The sequence below is a fragment of the Pseudoalteromonas sp. genome, from assembly GCF_041613455.1.
Lineage (GTDB): Bacteria > Pseudomonadota > Gammaproteobacteria > Enterobacterales > Alteromonadaceae > Pseudoalteromonas.
In genome coordinates this window covers 27071-45747 of sequence record NZ_JBFJHD010000009.1, presented here as the reverse complement: position 1 = coordinate 45747, position 18677 = coordinate 27071, and the positions used below count along the sequence as shown (strand labels likewise).

At 43.3% G+C, this 18677-nt stretch carries 17 protein-coding genes; 14 read left to right on the top strand and 3 right to left on the bottom strand.

What is annotated here, in order from left to right; all coding sequences use genetic code 11:
* Both ABYB02_RS02135 and ABYB02_RS02130 read right to left on the bottom strand, forming a co-directional pair.
* Positions 1-390, bottom strand: a 390-nt coding sequence (locus ABYB02_RS02135; protein WP_372760596.1) for a hypothetical protein, incomplete at its 3' end; no start/stop codon positions are given.
* A gap of 117 nt (positions 391-507) precedes the next feature.
* The gene (locus ABYB02_RS02130) at positions 508-1500 is read right to left on the bottom strand and encodes a DUF4382 domain-containing protein (protein ID WP_372760594.1); all 993 of its coding nucleotides are present in this window, start codon (positions 1498-1500) and stop codon (positions 508-510) included.
* A gap of 520 nt (positions 1501-2020) precedes the next feature.
* On the opposite strand from ABYB02_RS02130, the gene ABYB02_RS02125 reads away from it, so the two are divergent.
* From ABYB02_RS02125 to ABYB02_RS02110, 4 genes are all read left to right on the top strand, one after another.
* Positions 2021-2992 (top strand): mechanosensitive ion channel family protein, encoded by a 972-nt coding sequence (locus ABYB02_RS02125; protein WP_372760592.1) that lies wholly within the window; start codon positions 2021-2023, stop codon positions 2990-2992.
* Positions 2993-3528: 536 nt separating this feature from the next.
* Positions 3529-7920 carry an EAL domain-containing protein gene (locus tag ABYB02_RS02120; RefSeq protein ID WP_372760590.1) on the top strand — a complete coding sequence of 1464 codons (4392 nt, stop codon included), beginning with the start codon at positions 3529-3531 and terminating at the stop codon, positions 7918-7920.
* Positions 7921-8229: 309 nt separating this feature from the next.
* On the top strand, positions 8230-9480 hold the full coding sequence (locus ABYB02_RS02115; RefSeq protein ID WP_372760588.1) for a DUF2254 domain-containing protein: 1251 nt from the start codon (positions 8230-8232) through the stop codon (positions 9478-9480).
* A 101-nt stretch (positions 9481-9581) separates the two neighbouring features.
* The gene (locus ABYB02_RS02110; protein WP_372760586.1) at positions 9582-10664 is read left to right on the top strand and encodes an endonuclease/exonuclease/phosphatase family protein; all 1083 of its coding nucleotides are present in this window, start codon (positions 9582-9584) and stop codon (positions 10662-10664) included.
* Between the two features lie 105 nt (positions 10665-10769).
* Here the strand turns inward: ABYB02_RS02110 and ABYB02_RS02105 are convergent, their stop codons facing one another.
* Positions 10770-11423 carry a DUF6058 family natural product biosynthesis protein gene (locus tag ABYB02_RS02105; RefSeq protein WP_372760584.1) on the bottom strand — a complete coding sequence of 218 codons (654 nt, stop codon included), beginning with the start codon at positions 11421-11423 and terminating at the stop codon, positions 10770-10772.
* Between the two features lie 218 nt (positions 11424-11641).
* Between ABYB02_RS02105 and dapA the strand changes: the two genes are divergently transcribed.
* The 10 genes from dapA (at position 11642) to ABYB02_RS02055 (ending at position 18677) form a co-directional block, all read left to right on the top strand.
* Positions 11642-12559 carry a 4-hydroxy-tetrahydrodipicolinate synthase gene (dapA, locus tag ABYB02_RS02100; protein ID WP_372760582.1) on the top strand — a complete coding sequence of 306 codons (918 nt, stop codon included), beginning with the start codon at positions 11642-11644 and terminating at the stop codon, positions 12557-12559.
* A 118-nt stretch (positions 12560-12677) separates the two neighbouring features.
* Entirely contained in the window at positions 12678-13391 is a 714-nt protein-coding gene (locus ABYB02_RS02095; protein WP_372760580.1) for a beta-ketoacyl synthase chain length factor, read from the top strand.
* Positions 13384-14169, top strand: coding sequence for a lysophospholipid acyltransferase family protein (locus ABYB02_RS02090; protein ID WP_372760578.1), 786 nt, complete (start codon positions 13384-13386; stop codon positions 14167-14169). The genes ABYB02_RS02095 and ABYB02_RS02090 overlap by 8 nt, the downstream gene beginning before the upstream one ends.
* The gene (locus ABYB02_RS02085; protein ID WP_372760576.1) at positions 14166-14423 is read left to right on the top strand and encodes a phosphopantetheine-binding protein; all 258 of its coding nucleotides are present in this window, start codon (positions 14166-14168) and stop codon (positions 14421-14423) included. The genes ABYB02_RS02090 and ABYB02_RS02085 overlap by 4 nt, the downstream gene beginning before the upstream one ends.
* A 23-nt stretch (positions 14424-14446) precedes the next feature.
* Positions 14447-14692, top strand: coding sequence for an acyl carrier protein (locus tag ABYB02_RS02080; protein WP_372760574.1), 246 nt, complete (start codon positions 14447-14449; stop codon positions 14690-14692).
* A 4-nt stretch (positions 14693-14696) separates the two neighbouring features.
* Entirely contained in the window at positions 14697-15263 is a 567-nt protein-coding gene (locus tag ABYB02_RS02075) for a hypothetical protein (protein ID WP_372760572.1), read from the top strand.
* Positions 15256-16635: an AMP-binding protein gene (locus tag ABYB02_RS02070; RefSeq protein ID WP_372760570.1), complete on the top strand. Its 1380-nt coding sequence runs from the start codon at positions 15256-15258 to the stop codon at positions 16633-16635. Before ABYB02_RS02075 ends, ABYB02_RS02070 begins: the two co-directional genes overlap by 8 nt.
* A complete protein-coding gene (locus ABYB02_RS02065) occupies positions 16619-16978 on the top strand; it encodes a thioester dehydrase (RefSeq protein ID WP_372760568.1) in 360 nt (119 codons plus the stop codon). The genes ABYB02_RS02070 and ABYB02_RS02065 overlap by 17 nt, the downstream gene beginning before the upstream one ends.
* On the top strand, positions 16979-17728 hold the full coding sequence (locus ABYB02_RS02060) for a glycosyltransferase family 2 protein (protein ID WP_372760566.1): 750 nt from the start codon (positions 16979-16981) through the stop codon (positions 17726-17728).
* Positions 17718-18677 (top strand): acyltransferase, encoded by a 960-nt coding sequence (locus ABYB02_RS02055; RefSeq protein WP_372760564.1) that lies wholly within the window; start codon positions 17718-17720, stop codon positions 18675-18677. Before ABYB02_RS02060 ends, ABYB02_RS02055 begins: the two co-directional genes overlap by 11 nt.

The following is an 18677-nucleotide window of genomic DNA, read 5'->3' as shown; positions in this document are numbered from 1 at the left end:
TTCACCCCAAAACTTCCACCATTTTTTACTGTTTTCTTCTCTGGCGGCTTTACCTTGTTGTGAGCCTTTAGTCGCTTCATTTTGTAGCTGCTCGGCTTTTTTAGCTTGTTGCTTTTCAAGCCCTGTTAATTTGTTTTTGGGCTTTTTAGCGTCTAATTGCCGGCTATTTTTAGACTCGTTGATATCTTTTTCTTTTTGCTGCAGTTTTTTGTTTGCCTTTGCTGCTAATTTTTCATGCTTATTCTCGCCATTTCGTTTAGCTTGTTTAGCGGTATTTTTGAGCTGTTTAATGTCAGCCGGAGTCTGGGTATTAACGGCCTTTTCGTTTTCAGCCAAGGCTGAATGACTTACAGCAGCGAGCATACAAGCAACGAGTAATTTTTTATGCATAATAAACCTTTAAATCTTAATTAGTGGGTTAGTAGTATGTTTGTCATACTATAAGGGCGATCACAGCCTTGATTTTCATCAGGGCAGTGATCGCAAGCTCTAAAGCGAGGGGGTTTGTTATGGGCTTACAGTAAAGTTAACACTCAGATCGGCTCCATCAGCAACACTGATAGTTTTTATTTGCTGTAGATTAAACTCAACGTCTTGTATTTCGGCATCGTCTATGTGCGCTGCACAGGTATAAGCTAGTTGGTAATCACCTGGTGCAATAAAGGCCACTTCAAATTTGTATTGGTTATCACTTTCGTCAAGTACTACATTGGCGGTTGCCAAAGGTGAATCTGTGGCAGTTTGCTGGTTTATTTGATAGATATCAGTTGGCTCTGCGACATCAGCAGCATAAAGATAAACAGCATGACCAAAGTCACCAATTTCTGGTGCTAAATCAACATTATCTGTTTCACAATTTGCATATAGGCTGTCACTGATTGTACCGCTAATATTTTGCGATTGTGCTAAGTTTTCTAAACGCACGCCACGTGGTTTTAAAAATATTTCGTTACTGTTTTGCGGATCAACTAATGATTTTTTAAGGTCAAATTCAAGTACAAACTCGTTAGCCGTTTGATTGAGTGTAAAGCCGTCAAGTTGAATTTCGCCAACACCATCATTACCTTTGCGTTTGACAATAAGTGGCGCAATGCTGTCATCTTCGTATACCACATGGGAAGTAAGGGTTAGATTGTTGCTATCGCCGTTAATAACATCAGCACGCAACCATGAATATTCACCTGCGGGAACTGCTTGATCATCTAGTAATGCAAATATATCACTACCGGTGTAATCCAGTAAGTTAACCATTTGAGCCATGGTGTTGTCGTTTTCGCTGCGTGTTTCAAAACTAAACTCTTCACCGCCCTGCGCTTTAAGGGTAATAGCATTAAATACAACATTAACAGCTTTTAAGCCATTAACAGGGGCATCTGATACGCCTAGGCTAAATGTTGATTTTTGTGGTTCAGTGGGAGAAGAATTGTCATCACTCGATGAGCCGCAACCGGCTAGGGCTAATAACACGGCACTGCTTAGTAATGTTGTTTTGATGTTCATAGGTTACTCCAACCATTGTTAAATTTTTATCTAGTATAGCTACAAATACTTAACCTAATTTGAATAAATGCTAGCTGGTTGCTGCTTAAATCAGCAAAACCCCAAAAAATTTTGAGTTTATTTCATTTTTAGCAAAACGCTAGCTTATTGAGTCCGTTTTACGCTTGCAAGAGTTTACTGTGAACGTATAGCTAATACCTTTGCCTTCTTGCTAGGCAAGCTAAAGCAGCCACTAAATAATAAAGCGGGATCCGTAATTCAGGCTAATATTATATACACTGAATGACAACCTTGGACACTTTGCTGAGCAAGGCAAGCGTTCTAGTGAGTGAAAAAAATAGCACTATCCATTCACTGTGTTGCTGAGCGCTTATCGCCATAGATTACGCGCAGCTTGATGCCATTAATCTACTTTAATAAACGCAGGTTAAGGTTATCTATACTTTTTATAGGTTTGATCATCACGAAATACGGTAATCGATTTTTCAAGTTTACTAAGTTTATAATAAGGAGCAGTGTGATGAATAAAATTGATGCAAATCCAGAGCTAATACTCAACCGACTAGATGCCTGGCTTGATGGCCTTTTTAAGCTATTGCCAAGTATTGTGGTTGGTATTGTGGTGTTTGTTATTTTTTGGTTTGTTGCCCGCTTTATTGGTAGTTTAATACGCAAAAGTGCGGAAAAAAGCGATCGCCCAAGCTTAGGTGAAGTGGGGGGCGCACTCACGCGCTGGACGATTGTTATTGCCGGGTTGATGCTCAGCGCCACTATTATTTCGCCCACGTTAACCCCTGGCGATCTTATTGCCGGCTTAGGTGTAAGCTCAGTAGCAATTGGCTTTGCCTTTAAAGATATTTTACAAAATATGCTTGCGGGTATTCTTATTCTGTTACGCCAACCATTTCAAGTTGGCGATCAAATTATTTCAAGTGGTCACGAGGGCACGGTAGAAAAAATTGAAACTCGAGCAACGCTAATAAAAACCTATGATGGGCGCCGCGTGGTGATCCCCAATGCCGATATTTACACCAACAGCGTTGTGGTTAATACTGCATTTAAAGAACGTCGCTCACAATATGATATTGGCATTGGCTGTAACGATGACTGGGCAACAGCAAGGGAGTTAATGCAGCAGGCGTGTGCCAGTGTGGAAGGGGTGTACAGCGAGCCCGCTCCCGAAACGATTCCAATTGAACTCGGTGACTTTGCTAACATAATACGCTTGCGTTGGTGGACCGATTCAGATCGCGCGACACATATTCACGTGTTCGGAGAGGTGCTACAAGCAGTATATAAGCGCCTTGATGAGGAAGGAATTGATATGCCATACCCAACCCAAGTTCACTTGTTTCATGATCAAACAGAAGCCACTGATGGCGACCGAAGCAAGCAACGAGAGGGTTGGCCCGCAGGTAAGGGAGACGTTCCCAAAGCACAACGCATTTCAGATGCACTGCATGAGTTGTCAGCAAAATCAGAAAAGGGATAGCAGAGTCAGTAGATGCTTAGTTTTTCGCTCTACAGCACGGAGTGATGGCATGCCTATTTTAAGTACCTTGACACCAGCGAATAGGCAATGAGACTCGCTTCACCATTTGCCTTAAAGTATAGCGACTTAATACGCTATGACTGCTGTCAGCGGCTTTCAAAATCGGGGAAATGCTGTAACATACTGCCACAATCATTATGCGTATAGCTATTAACAGTGTATCGCTATAAGCCTCAATACCCGCGCCTGACACACCAACCAGCTTAAAATAGACCGAGCTCGAATACTCGCCTCTCGCTGTATTAGTGCTGAGCTAATGGATTGAATTTTGATAGCAAACTACTTTTTAGCTAAAATGACTCGCTCGCTATATAACAAATGGCAATTATACGAAAAAGGACTAATGGTCAGCCCTATTTTGAGTGAGTACACTGCAAAGAATCTCAAAAATAGCGACACTTACAGCAGCGTAAAAATTGGATTTCTACAGATTTAAGCCCGCTATTAATTTTTATTTATGCGTTGTTAGGAAGTTTATGGAAACCAAAGCAAAAATAAACCTTAGTGGAATGCTTCGTTACAGCCTGTTTTTAAGTAGCTTAGCATTTATATTGATGGGCAGTGTGTTTGTTGGGGTAACTAAGCTCACGTCATTCAGCAATGCTGTTTCCAGCGTAACTTTACCACTGAGCAGTACCGTATTACTTGCTTGCAGTGCATTTTCGTTGCTTGCAATTAGCCGTAGACAGGCTGTGATTTTGACAATCAGCGTGGCCATGATGGCTGTCATACTGTGTTTAAGCTCGCCGTTGTTATCAATTAATGTCATCGCCAATTTTAACATGCCATGGCTACAACAGCTTAGTTGGCTGAGTGTGATGATAGGTTTAATAGCACGATATAACAGCAAGCGCTTGGCTTGGGGAAAACTCAGTGTGTACAGTTTTGTGGCACTGGCTATTTATATGTTATTGCTGTTAACCCGTAGTGGCTCTGGAGGTACGCTAAGCTTTAGTAGTAGTCCTGATGCATCGCTTAATACGGCTATATTTCTGTTTTTTACCGCCGTAGCCGGCTTAACGGTACCGCACACACTGCGTTTTAAACTTAAAGGGTGTAGTCGTAGTTTAGGGGTTTGGCTTGGGCTACTATTAACTGTGGCGACGTTATTTGTTTGGCTTAATTATACACATCAATTAGCAGCGGCGAATCAAAAGGTTGTTAAAGAAACCGTGTTAAAAATCCAACAACAAACAGAGCACACGTTACAGACACAAAAAAGCTTGATGCAACGGTTAGCCGAGCGTCTTTCAGCCAACAGTTTTAGCTATCAACCACAACAAATGAGCCTAGATTTAACCACCTATCTACGGGATTTTAGCTACCTTGAGTATATCGGTATTTTAAATAGTGCAGCGCAGGTGCATTATTCTGCGGCTCAATCGCCTGCTATTAAAAAGTGGTACGATAATTATGTGGTTGCTGAGGAAATCACCGGCGCCGTGCAAAGCAAAAAAGCGAATACCCCACACGCTGGTTTTTATTACAATGATAAAGTTGATCATACTTTTATAAAAATGCAGTTACGCCAGCCCAATGCACTTGGCTTAACGGCTATTGTTGCAGGAATAAACTTTCAACAAGTTATGCAATCAAGTATTCCTATCATTGTGCCGACAGGGTATGCCATTACTTTAGCGTATGAAAATAATCCACAGCTGTTACTGAGCCAACTTGAACCTGAGCGACAATATTTCTCCTTAGGGGAGTATGCTGTTAACTCACAAAGTGATATAAACTGGCAATTACACTTGTACCGAGACATGAATATTGGCCCTAATTATGTGCGCCAAGTGTCGCAAGTTATCCTGGTTGCTGGATGGATAGCCTGTTTATTAGCTTTGCTGTCTCATCATTACCAACGTCACATATATATACAAAAAACACGTTTAATCGCTGCCAACAAAAAACTTCGCACTAGCGTTGAATTACAAAAAAAATTGCAAACACACCACCTCCAGTTTATGGAAAACTCCGCCGACTTATTGTGTATTATTGATACACAAGGAAAATTTGTTGAAGTAAGCCAATCGAGTCGCACTGTGCTAGGTTATGCAGCCGTAGAGTTAGAAGGGCGGCTGTTTATCGATTTTGTTTACCCAGACGACCGACAACGAACCGAGCAAGAAGCAAAGCGAGTAACTCAGGGGCAACATAGCCAATATTTCAGAAACCGTTATGTGCGCAAAAATGGTGATGTAGTGCATTTAATGTGGTCTGCGCAATTTGTGCCAAGTATGCAAACTATGTACGCTGTGGCCAGAGACATCAGTGAAATGGTAAAAGCGGAGCGCTATCAACAAGCGCAGCAACATACTTTACAGTTGATTTCGGTTGAGGCTTCACTTGATGAAATACTTCAGCAAATTTGCTTAATGGCAGAAGCGCAAAATCCAGCGATTAAAGCTTGTGTGATGCTCAAAGTTGATCAACAGCTGCAAATAGCATCAGCTCCTTCATTGAGTCAGCAATATCGTCTAGCATTAACCACAATAGAAATTGCCGATAATATCGGCAGCTGTGGTAAAGCGGCGTTTAAAAATACCTTAGTGATAACCGAGGATATTGCCAAGGATCCAAATTGGCAAGATTATCGAGAGGCGGTACTCGCCGAACAAGTGGCAGCCTGTTGGTCATTGCCTATGGTATTGAAAGAGAACCATGTACTGGGCACCTTTGCGCTTTATTGTAAAGACGCCAGAGCACCAAACCCTGAAGAGTTGGCGTTACTGCACAGCTGCTGTCGTTTTGCGGCCAATGCCATAGAGCGGGCAGAGCAAAAACGCTTAGTGTCAGAAAGTGAGCAACGTTTTCGTTCCTTGTATCAGTTTAATCCCGACCCTGTGTATGTGTTAGATCGGCAAGGTTATTTTAGCTCGATGAATACCCCAGGTTGTGAATTATTAAAGCGGCCCTTAGATGAATTACAACAGATGCATTTTGGCGCTGTGGTGGTTAAAGAGCAACTCCCTCAAGTCACCGCCTACTTTTATAGTGCCTTAGCGGGCAACTCTGAAAGCTTCGAGGTGAGTGTTACCAGTCATGGCGGCGCTCAGTATGAGTTACAAATCACCATTATTCCGACATGGATTGATGGCAAAGTGGTCGGTGTGATTGGTATTGCGAAAGATATTACTCAGCGCTTACAAACCGAAAAGCAACTTAGGTTGTTTAAACGCGCGGTTGATGCCAGTTCAAATGGCGTGGTGATCACCGATATTACTAAGCCAGATATGCCCGTTAGTTATGTTAATCATGGTTTTGAAAAACTAACCGGATATACTCAGGCTGAAATTGCAGGAAAAAACTGTCGCTTTTTACAAGGAAAAGAACGCGACGAGGTTGCCATTAGCCAAATTCGCAGTGCCATCGCGTCGAAGCAAGAAGTTAGCGTGGTACTAAAAAACTACCGTAAAGATGGCAGTGGCTTTTGGAATAGCCTATTTTTATCGCCGGTGCCCAATGATGATGGCGTCATTACCCATTATATAGGTATTCAAACTGATATTACCGAGCAAAAAAACTACCATGAAGAGCTGGCTTTTAACGCCTCGCACGATTTATTAACCGGTTTACCTAATCGTGGTTTATTACACGATCGGCTATCGCAAAGTGTGATGATAAGTTCGCGTCATAAAGAGCGGGTGGCAATTTTATTTATCGATTTAGATGGCTTTAAATTAATAAATGATAGCCTTGGGCATTTGATAGGTGATGAGGTTATTTGCAAAATAAGTGCGCGCATTGCGCTTGAGATTCGCTCTGGGGATACGTTAGCCAGAATGGGGGGCGATGAATTTGTGTTATTGGTGCCAGATGTTAATGACCGACAACAGTTAAATGTGTTAGCTGAGCGCGTGCTCAGCGCTATTTCTGCGCCACTTGAAGTGGCAGGAAAAGAGTTACAGTTATCCGCAAGTATTGGTATTAGTATTTCAGATACGCAGTTGAGTGAGCCGATGGACTTGGTAAAACGGGCTGATTTAGCGATGTACAGGGCAAAACAGTTGGGCCGTAATAATGTGCAGTGGTATAGCTCTGATATGGAAAAAACACTCAATAACCGACTCAGCCTTAGGGCCATGCTTAAACAAGCAATCGCTAATCAGGAGTTTGAACTTTACTATCAACCACAAGTTGCGGCAGACAGCGGACGTTTCATTGGCCTAGAAGCGTTATTACGGTGGCAACACCCCGAACTGGGCTTTATTGGGCCGGATGAATTTATTCCCATAGCAGAAGAAATGGGATTAATTGTCGAATTAGGGCAGTGGGTAATTGAACAGGCTGCCAGCTATAACCGCTCATTACAACAACGGGGCATTGCAAACGTGATTATGGCGGTAAATTTATCATCATTGCAATTTCAACGCCCTGGCTTTGTTGAACAATTAGAAGCCAGCTTAAAACAAGCACAATTAGCCCCTAAGTGGTTTGAGTTAGAGCTGACCGAATCGTTGTTACTGGAAAATGTAGAGCAAGTAGTCGATAAATTACAGCACCTTAAGCAATTAGGGATCAGCATTGCTATCGATGATTTTGGCACTGGCTATTCGAGTTTGAACTACCTAAAGAGACTGCCCATTGATAAATTAAAAATAGATAAATCATTTATTCGTGAATTAGACACGGACCAAAAAGACGCGGCGATTACCCGCGCGATTATCGCAATGGGGCACCAATTAGGCTTAAAAGTCATTGCAGAAGGGGTTGAAACTTTAGTGCAAGCAAAGCTACTTAATAAGCATAGTTGTGATGAACTGCAAGGCTATTTTTATGCCAAGCCATTGCCGGCTGCGCAATTGGAAGTGTTTATACAGCAATATACAGCGACTGCTAATCCCTCGCTGTCAGATGCACCCTCTTAACGAGGTCTGTAATCGCTGTGTATTAAATGAACCACCTTATAACGTATGAGTTGGCTATTAGCTACAGTAAAGTGAAGCTAACTATAAGAGTGCTAAGGCTATTTTTTTAACTCCAGCTATAATGTATTAAATTGGTATACGTCCTGATGGCAAGTGAAGCGCACGCGTATTATAAACGGCTACCCGCTTGCAAAGGGTAAACAAGCCAGCTGATGTACTGTGTATTGAAAGAAACATGTAGAGTGGCTGTTTATAGACTAATTATTAGCTCGCCGCACTGCTAGCTGCACGCACTTTAGGGATAATATAATGAACGAACGAATTAGTTTTTTTATTAGTCGATTACGTGAGCGGCTTTGGGTAAAACCGTTAATTAGTTGCTTAATGTCGATTGGTGCGGCATTTATCGCCATCGGAGGCGATTATTTTTATCCCAACGCAGCAGTAATGAACGTCAGTAACGAGTCGCTAGAAACCTTATTGGCGATTATTTCAGCCAGTATGTTGGTAATGGCGGTATTTGCGGTCGGCTCAATGTTGAGTGCTTATTCATCGGTGAGCAGTATGGCAACCCCGCGAGCATTCGCGATTGTGATTAGTGATGATGTTTCTCAATATGCCTTGTCTATTTTCATTGGGGCGTTTATTTTCAGTATTATCGGCTTAGTGGCATTGATGAACGGCTTTTATCACCAAACAGGTCGGTTCGTCATTTTTTTACAGACCCTTGCCGTGTTTATTATTGTGATCTTAGGTTTTGTTCGCTGGGTCGACAATATAGCCCGACTCGGTACACTAGGTAATACCATCGCTAAAGTTGAAACCGTTGCTGAAAAAGCATTAACACGAAACTGTGAGTGTCCTCGACTTGGTGGCGCAAAACAGCCAGCTAAAGTGACCGGCCGCGCTATATATGCCGACAGCGTGGGGTATTTACAACGTATTGATATGAGTAAATTACAGGCCATTGCTGAGCAGTACCAGCTAACCGTTCACATTACAGCAATGGTTGGCAGGTTAGTGTTGGCTGCAGAGCCGTTAGCGTATGTACAATGTGACGACACGGCTAACAACGATGATGTGCCTATTGATGAGATCATGAATGCATTTATTATCGGTGATAAGCGTACCTTTGATGAAGACCCTCGTTTTGCTTTAGTGGTGCTATCTGAGATAGCCAGCCGTGCCTTATCGCCAGCTGTGAATGATCCGGGGACGGCTATTGGTATCATTGGCTCGTTGGCTAGACTATTTATTCACTGGGGGAATAGCGCTAACATAGAACAACAGCCGGAAGTTGAGTTTAACCGGGTCACAGTTGCTGAACTTTTATTAGACGATTTATTTGATGATGCGTTTAAGGCTATTGCCAGAGACGGTGCCGGCAGCATTGAAGTGATGTTAAGATTAGTCAAAGTGCACCAATCATTAGCGACCATTAATAATGACTTTAAAAGCAGCGCCAATCGCCATGTAAAAATTGCCTTGCGCCATGCGCAGCACGAGTTACGATTAACTGAAGACTTTGAGTTATTGAAAAGTAAAACTTTGGTTGATTAAGCTGCTAACAAGTGCGCTAAAGAGGTAGACTCGTAATACACTATGCATATCAGTGTTAATGGCTGTAAAGCGAACTAATAATAATTAAGGGATTGTAATAGATGACGTTCATATTTTTCATAGCAACCGCTGTGATTGCTTTATTGACACTACTTCCGTTGTCGCGCCACCCGCATTGGCTGATCCGAGGCATGGACTTTCCACGTTTACAGTTAGCCGTACTCTCAAGCTGGTTATTCTTGGCGCAGTTACTCTATCTTGATTTAGCTAAGCTCACTAGCTGGGGTCTGATAGCGGTTGCACTTATTTGCTTAGTATGGCATTTATGGTGGATTTTACCCTACACGAAACTGTGGCAAACAGAGGTAAAAACAGCGACTGATACGAATACCGAGCGACAGATCAGTATTATTACCGCCAATGTTTTAACCCCGAACCGTCAAGCCGACAAGCTAATTACTTTAGTTAACCGTTATAAACCCGATATATTAGTGACCTTAGAGTCTGATCTGTGGTGGCAAGAGCAGCTTGATGTATTAGAGCCTGACATGCCTTACAGCATAAAATGCCCGTTAGATAACCTGTACGGTATGCACGTTTACTCACGCTTGCCACTGAGTGATGAAACTATTTCGTTTCTAGTTGAGGACGACATCCCCTCAATGCATGCGCAAATAACCTTGCTGAGCGGGGATAAAGTTAGGCTGCATTTTTTACACCCTGCGCCGCCAAGTCCTACAGAAAACCCCGAATCTGCTGAGCGAGATGCCGAATTAGTGATGGTGGCACGCAGTGTCGCACAAAGCGATCAGCCATTAATTGTAACCGGTGATCTAAATGATGTGGCGTGGTCGGCAACCACGCGCTTATTTAGAAAATTAAGTGGCCTGTTAGACCCAAGGGTAGGGCGGGGCATGTTTAACACCTTTCATTGTAATTATTGGTTTTTACGTTGGCCTTTAGATCACCTGTTCCATAGCTCGCACTTTACCGTACGCAATATCGAGCGACTGCCTGCAATTGGCTCTGACCACTTCGCCTTATATACTGAGCTGGTTTACACCCCCAATGACACTCGTAATGGGCAAGGGCTCGATGCCGACGCAGATGATAAGGCATGGGCAGATGACGTTGTTGACGCTCAAGATGTTAGCAAGCACGATGTGCCTAAACCGGGTCTTTAGGCAAAATTTGGTGTGTATAAACAGTGACTTTGGCCGCTAAATAAGGGGAGTTAACAGCTGTGTTAGTTAAGCTGCTAACCTACCTAATTGGCAAGGTTAAGGTGCTCACTTTATTGATAAATCATATTTAGTGACTAACGCGTCAATGTAGCGCACTCTTAACGTGGCTTGCTTTTCATGATCGGCGCCGTGGCTCAGTGCTTTGTTAAGTAATTTTAGTGCCGGATGCAACTTGGCACGCTCCTCCTGATTTAAGCTAGCTTTGCTGCGTAGCTCGGTGATCTCGTCTACCACTAAGCGGCCTATATCTACCGCGACAATTTCTTCTAGTAAGCCATTTTGCGTGAGTACTCCATATTTACTGCATAAAAACTGTTGCCACACTTGTTGTAAATGCTCGTCTATTTCGCAGCCAAATAACTCTTCATTAAATTCAAAGCCTTGCTGTGCCAGTTTCGTTAAGCACGCGCTATAGTGTTGAGCAAAATAATTGAATGCGTGACTAGAGGAGTCTATTTTTTGTTTTAGCAGACCTTGCCCCCAGTTAACACAGCCGCGCGGGTAGTAGTCGTCGTATTCTTCACATTCATACAAGCCAGAATACGAGCTGCAGCTCAACTGGCTTTTAATACAATAACTGGGTTTAGGAAAAATGCTGCGCTGTTGCCAGGTATGTAACGTATCGGCCTCTATATTTAATGCCTGACACAGTTCATCGGTGTTATAAAAGTGTGTGGTTAAGTACTGAGATAAACGCATAAGGGCTCGCTTGGTAATGAAATAAAGATACTGTTTATTTATACAGTTATTTATTTTGTATTATCAAGGCTAAATTTACAAGACATTTATGATTAAATAATTACGGCGTGTTTTGGGCCATTTTTTGCCCTTCATTTTAGTTAAATATGCGTTTACGGCTGCAAAAGTACCCCTAGATATGATACAAATAGCAAAAGTTTCATAACCACTGATTTTATATGCACAGCATCGAGAAAATTAAACAAGCAAGTCTTATTACCGCGATTAAAACGCCTTATTTAACCAATGGTCAAATTGACCTTGCAACCTACGATCACCTTGTTGAGTTGCAAATAGCCGCGGGCGTAGATGGCATTGTGGTGGGCGGCACCACCGGCGAAGGCCAGTTAATGAACTGGGAAGAGCATTTAATGCTGATTGCTCACAGTGTAAATAAATATGGTGATAAATTGCTGATAGTGGGTAACACCGGCAGTAATAATACCCGCGAAGCAATCAAAGCAACTAAATATGGTTTTGCCAGCGGTATGCACGCGGCTTTACAAATAAACCCGTACTATGGCCGTACCTCTATTGCCGGTGTTAAAGAGCACTTTAAACGTGTCTTGGATATTGGCCCCGCATTTATCTACAACGTAGCAGGGCGTACCGGACAAGACTTAACGCCTGATATCATAACGCCGCTTGCCCAGCATGAAAATTTTATTGGCGTAAAAGAATGTGGCGGTAATGAACGCATTGCTTATTACGAGCAACACGGTATTGCTTGTTGGTCTGGCAATGACGATGAAAGCCACGATGCACGCCATACTCACAATGCCCATGGCGTTATTTCGGTGACCTCTAACCTTATTCCGGGGTTGTTTCGTGAGTTAATGGATACGCCAAACACGGCGTTAAACTCTTCGTTACAGCCATTAATGAACTGGCTGTTTTGCGAGCCAAATCCCATCGCCATTAATACGGCGCTAATCATGACAAAAGCGGTTAAACCTGTGTTTAGGCTGCCTTATGTTCCGCTCAATGCTGAGCAACAACAACAAGGTGCAACACTGATCAACAGCTTGGCTGAAAAACACCTTGTTGGCGGCCATGCTTGTTGTTTTTCTGAGCAAGAAATTACTTTAATTTCATAGTTTTATTAGCCAGCACTGAATATAAGCTCGGTGCTGGCTTTATTTAATGATTATTTTACTTTTGATGCTAAAATCGGTAAAATTCACGCTCTCAATCATTAACTAAAATTATTTACTTGTGAAATTTGTTGTTGAACAACTCGCTACATGGATACAGCCAGACCAGCGACAAATAGAAGGCGCGTGTTGGTACGATACTTCCCCAATAACGTTAAAGTGGCTTGCTCCGATGCAACGCCGCCGCATGACCCATTTTACTAAAATGGTGTTACACAGCGCGTACCAAGTCACACCGCAACACTCAAATGATAAGTTAGCCGCAGTATTTTCATCTCGCCATGGCGATTTCCATAAAACAGCCAACTTACTGATTGATATTGTAAATAAGGAAGCGCTGTCGCCAACCGGTTTTGGTTTGAGCGTACATAACGCCGCCGCTGGACTGTTTAGTATTATTAATAACAATAACAGTGCAATGAATGCCATTGCCGCCGGTGCTGAGAGTTTTATTTATGCACTTATTGATGCCTGTGCGCGTTTGTGTGATGGCAATGAAACAATGATGCTGGTGGTGCACAGCGACGAAGTGTTACCCGATATCTATAGTCAGTTTGCTGATGAGCAACAGCTAACCCACGCAATGGCGTTGCGGGTACGCTTACCTGCAGGTGATGAGCCGCACTTTAGTTTAGCAAAAGTGTTAACGCCGGTAGCGCAAGCCAGTGATTTACCACTGAGTTTACAATGCGCTAGGGCACTGCATAATAAAAGCAGCTGCTTATTAACCCACGCTGCACTACTCAATCACTGGCAACTGACCTACCATGATTAAACACAGTATACGAATAATGGGCCTGTGCTGGCGTGTGCTTGCAACCGGGATGTGTTTTACCGTGTTTGGTATGGGCGGATTACTGTTGACGTTTTTAGTGTTCCCATTGCAAAACTTAGTTGCCCCCGACGAAGATACTCGTAAAGCCAGAGCACGCGCCACAGTGCATTACTGTTTTAAGTTTTTTGTGGCCTTAATGCATTACAGCGGGGTGATCCGTTTTCATCTGCAACATAAACAGCAACTTGCCAACTTATCGGGGCGCTTAGTGCTTGCCAACCACCCTTCGTTAATTGATGTGGTGGTGCTGATCTCGGTGATTAAAAATGCTGACTGCGTAGTGAAAGCGCATTTATTTAATAACCCATTTATGCGCGGGGTCATTAAAAATACCGGGTATATTAGCAATGAAGACCCCGCAGGCTTATTACGTGATTGTCAGCGTAGTTTAAAGCAAGGTAATAACTTACTGGTGTTTCCAGAGGGCACGCGAAGCACACCCCATCAAGCGGTTAAGTTTAAGCGCGGCGCTGCTAACATTGCACTGCGCTGTCATGCGCCTATTAGCACTGTGCTGATAAAAATGAAACCCAACACCCTCACTAAGGGCACGCCTTGGTATAAAGTGGCCCCTTATCAGGCGCATTTTACCTTGCAGCTGGCAAATAAGCAGTTTGATAGCCCGTTGAGCTTTAGCAGCGATGTTGCTGCAATACAGTCGCGTCAATTGACACAACGTTTACAACATTATTTTACAGAAGAACTGAGCAACTTATGAATGAATTAAAACAACAAATTAAACAACTCATTATTTCAAGCCTCGACCTTGAAGATATGACGCCAAGTGATATTCAAGACGATGAAGCATTATTCGTAGACGGCTTAGGGCTTGATAGTATTGATGCGCTGGAGCTGGGTTTAGCCATTAAAAAACAGTTTGATGTAAAAATTGATGCCAATTCAGAGCAAACCAAAGCACACTTTGCTTCTGTGAACTCATTAGCTGAATTTATTCAACACGCACGTTCGTAATTTACAATAAAGTAGGAAACCTAATGAAAACCGCTGCTGAAATTTATGATGTATTACACGGCATTTTAGAAAATGATTTTGAAATTGACGCGACCGATATAAGTCTCGATGCCAATTTATATGAAGATTTGGACTTAGACAGTATTGATGCTGTTGATTTAGTGGTAAAGCTAAGAGAGATCACCGGTAAAAAAATTGACCCGGATGCCTTTAAACAAGTACGTACGGTGCAAGACGTGGTTAACGAAATAGCTAAGCTAGTTAACTAACAACATGCTTAAAGCTTTGTTAACCACAGTGATTATGCTGTGTTTGGCCTGCTACCCGATCATTGTGTATGTAGGCCTCACGCAATTTAACAGCCAATGGGTAACCCTCGTTATCCTGTTGTTGCTGGCGCTGCGGCTGTGGTTAAGTAAAGCATTGTTTGCCAACATGCCGTGGTTAAAGCCCGCGACTGTGTTGGCTGCATTGGCGATTGTGTTGGCTTTGATGTTCGACAGTGAATTGGGCTTACGCTTTTATCCGGTGATAATTAACAGCGTCATGTTAGTGGTGTTTAGCTACTCATTGTATAAAGGCCCTTCAATCATTGAAACCTTTGCCCGTATTACTGAGCCAGACCTTGATAGCCAAGGTGTGCAGTATACAAAAAAAGTTACCCAGTTGTGGTGCGGCTTTTTTATTATTAATGGCAGCATCGCCTTGTATACCAGTTTGTTTAGCAGTTTAGCCATTTGGGCGTTTTACAATGGCGTGGTTGCCTATATCGCTATGGGTGTGGTGTTTGTCTTAGAGTGGTTAGTAAGGCTAACAGTAAGAAGGAAAGCGCGTGTTTAGTACCTTTCAAAATAAAGTATTTCAAAGTAACAGCGTGAGTGTGTGTTTTCACCATGAAAACACCCCCATTAGCCAACGCCAGTTTGTCAGTGATGTTAATCGGCTATTAGCTAAATTCTCACCCGCGTCGGTGCCCTCCTCGGTGGTGTTATACAGCACTAACACCTATAAATTTGCCGTCAGCCTAATGGCACTCACATTGCGCGGCTGCACGGTAATATTACCGCCGAACGGGCAACCAGAAACACTCAAAGCATTATTACAACAAACGCCTTATTTTTTAGGCGACTCCGAGTTAGTTGCGCCCTTAGGGATTGACTTAATAGACATTGAAAATTTGCCAGAGCAGCGCGGCTTTTTTCCTCTATCACAACTTGTTTGGCCAAAAGAGGGCACCGTGGTGTTTTACACCTCAGGGTCGTCGGGTAAAGCAAAACCGATTGTTAAGTCATGGCAAACTATTAATAAAGAGCTGAGTATTCTATCCAGCAGTTACGCGCTCAAGTGTATGCCAGTGTTTATTGCCAGCGTGTCGCATCAGCATATTTATGGTTTGCTATTTAGGTTGTTATGGCCGTTAAGTACCGGACATATTGTTGATACCGATTTACTGCATTACCCTGAGCATATTGCCGCGAAGTTAAAAAATTCGCAGCAAGCGGTGTTAATCTCCAGCCCAGCGCAGCTGAAACGTTTGCGCGCTGATAACGTGCTGGTCGATGAAAAGTCGCATTTACAATGGGTTTTTTCATCTGGCGGCCCGCTTAGCAATGACGATGCGGTGACATTATTTAAGCAACTTAATAAGCCAATTACCCAAGTGTTTGGTAGCACAGAAACTGGTGGCATTGCTTATCGACAAGTGACTAACTTAGCTAAGGTTAGCTTGTGGCAGCCGTTTTCAGGTGTGCGGGTACGGGCACAGGCCGATGGCCGCTTAATGTTAAATTCACCGCTGGTCAATGATAAAAACTTTGCTCTGGATGACAGAGGCGATGTGCATGCCAGTGGCCAGTTTGAATTATTAGGTCGCTGCGATCGCATTATTAAGCTTGAAGAAAAGCGCTTAAGCCTAGATGAGCTAGAGCAACATTTAGCTAGCAGTGACTGGGTAACAGAGGCGAAAGTGATTGCCTTACCGGGTGAGCGTATGGTGGTGGGCGCGGTGATAGTGCTTAGTCCACAGGGTGAAGAATATTTACAAGATGCTGGCAAGCTGGCCACTAATAAGTTATTAAAAGCGCATGCATTAACGCGTTTTGAACGTATCTGCACGCCTAAAAAGTGGCGCTTTATCAAGCAGCTGCCTTACAACACTCAAGCAAAGTTGAATTTAAAAGCACTGGAGCAGCTGTTTGTCAAAGTTGATTAAAACGCAGCCGCAGTTATTAAACTGCGAGCGCACTGAGCAAGGCTATCAATTAGATTTATTGGTGCCGCACGATTTAGATTATTTTAATGGTCACTTTAAAGACGGCCCTATTTTAGCGGGGGTGGTGCAACTAGATTGGGCCATCAGTACTATCTGCCAGCAATTTAAACTTTCGCGGCCGGTAAAAAACGTTGAAGTGCTGAAGTTTCAGGTGGTGATCACCCCAGGTATTACCATTCGCTTGGTGGTGGAGCAAAAGTCACAGGATAAATACCTCTTTTCTTATCATTCAGCCAAGGGGCAGCATGCGTCGGGGCGGGTGGTGTTTGTAAGCGCAGAGTAAATGAATCAGTTTTGTATTGTTATTCCCAATTATAATCATACTGCGGCCTTGGATGAGGTGCTGACGCAGTTAGCAGCCTATCAATTACCGATTATTATGGTTGATGATGCCAGTAATGACGACGCTAAAGCGGTATTTGCCACGTTAGCGAGCCGCCATTCATTGCTTACCTTGGTGACTCATCAACACAACCAAGGTAAAGGCGGCGCGGTGCAAACCGGTTTGTGTCATGCCCATCAACTTGGCTTTAGCCATGCGATACAAGTGGATGCCGATGGCCAGCATAACCTAGCCGATGTGGCGCAACTGCTTGCGTTATCTAATGCGAACCCACAGGCATTAATTAGTTGCTGCCCAATTTATGATGATTCGGTACCAAAACACCGTTACCTAGCACGCTATTTAACCCATGTGTGGGTGTGGATTGAAACCTTGAGTTTCGACATTGTCGATTCTATGTGTGGCTTTAGGGTGTATCCGCTGGCGGCCAGCGTAAAGCTCATTAACGAAGTGAAACTGGGTAAACGAATGGACTTTGATCCAGAAATATTGGTGCGCCTGTATTGGCGTAATGTGCCATTTATATTTTTACCCAGCCCGGTTATTTACCCTGCCAACGGGTTATCACATTTTCAGCCACTGCACGACAACGTGCGTATTTCGTGGTTACATACTCGGCTGTTTTTTGGCATGTTATTACGCTCACCGTTATTGCTTTGGCATAAAATAAAGAGGCGCTATGGGCGTTAAACATTGGTCTAAAATGCAAGAGCGGGGTAACTATTTAGGGATCCAAATTTTGCTGTTTAGCTATAAATTAGTGGGCCGTAAAGGACTGTGGGTTATTTTGTTTCCGGTCGTTTGTTACCTCTTTATTAGCGGTAAAGTGGCGCGTGACGCGTCTAAGCAATTTTTACAGCAGGTCGATAACTATAACAATACTGACGATACAGTCACCGTTAAACGCCAGCTTCAGCACTTTTGTAGCTTTGCCGACAGCGCACTAGATAAAATTGATGCCTGGCTTGGCCGTATCAGCCAAAACGATATTCAATACACCAATCAGTCGTTATTTAACGCACTTTATCAGCAGCGCCAAGGGGCTATTTTTATTGGCTCGCACTTGGGCAATTTAGAAGTGTGCCGTGCGCTTAGCCAGCATCGCAATGGGCCTGCCATCAATGTGCTGGTGTTTACCCATCATGCGGTTGAATTTAATACCATGCTGAAAAAAATAAACCCCGATGTGGCGGTTAATTTAATTCAGGTCACCGATATGGGCCCTGATCTGGCGATATTACTCAAAGAGAAAGTAGAGCAGGGCGAGATCGTGGTTATTGTTGGCGACCGTACCAGCACCACCACCGCATCGCGCTCTGTTGCAGTGCCTTTTTTAGGCCGTGATGCTGCGTTTTCACAGGGGCCATTTATTTTAGCGGCATTGCTTGATTGTCCAGTGTATTTTTTGTTTTGCTTAAAAGATAAACAGCGCAATAAATATCAAGTGATTTTTGAGCACTACAGCAACAGCTTAAAAATGCCACGCGCAGCGCGGCAAAACAGGTTAACGCAGGTGATTACAGATTACGCCCAGCGGTTAAGCTATTACGCGGCGCTATACCCTGATCAATGGTTTAATTTTTACGATTTTTGGCAACATGATCAGCTTGTTGAGCGCGATCATTCAAAGGAGAAGTAG

Coding starts and splice junctions, on each gene's coding strand:
- ABYB02_RS02055 (WP_372760564.1), top strand. CDS start 17,718: ATGGGCGTTAAACATTGGTCTAAAATGCAAGAGCGGGGTAACTATTTA.
- ABYB02_RS02080 (WP_372760574.1), top strand. CDS start 14,447: ATGAAAACCGCTGCTGAAATTTATGATGTATTACACGGCATTTTAGAA.
- ABYB02_RS02110 (WP_372760586.1), top strand. CDS start 9,582: ATGACGTTCATATTTTTCATAGCAACCGCTGTGATTGCTTTATTGACA.
- ABYB02_RS02125 (WP_372760592.1), top strand. CDS start 2,021: ATGAATAAAATTGATGCAAATCCAGAGCTAATACTCAACCGACTAGAT.
- ABYB02_RS02115 (WP_372760588.1), top strand. CDS start 8,230: ATGAACGAACGAATTAGTTTTTTTATTAGTCGATTACGTGAGCGGCTT.
- ABYB02_RS02085 (WP_372760576.1), top strand. CDS start 14,166: ATGAATGAATTAAAACAACAAATTAAACAACTCATTATTTCAAGCCTC.
- ABYB02_RS02120 (WP_372760590.1), top strand. CDS start 3,529: ATGGAAACCAAAGCAAAAATAAACCTTAGTGGAATGCTTCGTTACAGC.
- ABYB02_RS02075 (WP_372760572.1), top strand. CDS start 14,697: ATGCTTAAAGCTTTGTTAACCACAGTGATTATGCTGTGTTTGGCCTGC.
- ABYB02_RS02060 (WP_372760566.1), top strand. CDS start 16,979: ATGAATCAGTTTTGTATTGTTATTCCCAATTATAATCATACTGCGGCC.
- ABYB02_RS02130 (WP_372760594.1), bottom strand. CDS start 1,500: ATGAACATCAAAACAACATTACTAAGCAGTGCCGTGTTATTAGCCCTA.
- ABYB02_RS02090 (WP_372760578.1), top strand. CDS start 13,384: ATGATTAAACACAGTATACGAATAATGGGCCTGTGCTGGCGTGTGCTT.
- dapA (WP_372760582.1), top strand. CDS start 11,642: ATGCACAGCATCGAGAAAATTAAACAAGCAAGTCTTATTACCGCGATT.
- ABYB02_RS02105 (WP_372760584.1), bottom strand. CDS start 11,423: ATGCGTTTATCTCAGTACTTAACCACACACTTTTATAACACCGATGAA.